A 652-nucleotide genomic window follows, 5' to 3' on the forward strand; every position below is an offset into this window, starting at 1 on the left:
GCGCTGGTCATCCTCGCGGCGGCGCCCATTTCCACGGCCGGCATCCGCAACGAGCTGGCGCTGGGCGAGTCGCAGTGGGTGTTTTTCGACGCGGCCCTGCAGCGCAAGCCCGACGCGCGCGGGCTGGAGGCCGTGGCCACCACCAGCGAGCGCCTGCTCGAGGTGATGGACAAGCTCACCGGCCTGTACGACGCGGCGCTCAGGGAAGTGCTCGGGTAGCGCGGGCCCGCGCGTTGCACGGGGCTGCCATTAATTTGATAGCTGTCAGCGCTTGCCCGGAAAGCGTTTGAGGCTGATTTGATGCATATCCTGGCGCTGCCCGTCAAGGCTTGGCGGCGGGCACGTAGCCATAGAACCTGGGGTAATGCTCTTGCACGCCAGCGCCCTGGAAGTCCCAGCCCGTGCACTGGCCCAGGTGGCGCGGTGGCTGGTCGGGGTCGCCGCNGAAGTGCTCGGGTAGCGCGGGCCCGCGCGTTGCACGGGGCTGCCATTAATTTGATAGCTGTCAGCGCTTGCCCGGAAAGCGTTTGAGGCTGATTTGATGCATATCCTGGCGCTGCCCGTCAAGGCTTGGCGGCGGGCACGTAGCCATAGAACCTGGGGTAATGCTCTTGCACGCCAGCGCCCTGGAAGTCCCAGCCCGTGCACTGGC

1 protein-coding gene is annotated in these 652 nt (G+C 66.7%); it reads left to right on the forward strand.

Annotated elements, in window-relative coordinates; all coding sequences use genetic code 11:
* Positions 1-219, forward strand: a 219-nt coding sequence (locus QZH66_RS17875; protein ID WP_305807153.1) for a hypothetical protein, incomplete at its 5' end; no start/stop codon positions are given.
* Positions 220-652 lie beyond the last annotated feature (433 nt).

Origin of the sequence: Stenotrophomonas sp. YIM B06876, from assembly GCF_030711595.1 — a bacterium.
Classification (GTDB): domain Bacteria; phylum Pseudomonadota; class Gammaproteobacteria; order Xanthomonadales; family Xanthomonadaceae; genus Stenotrophomonas.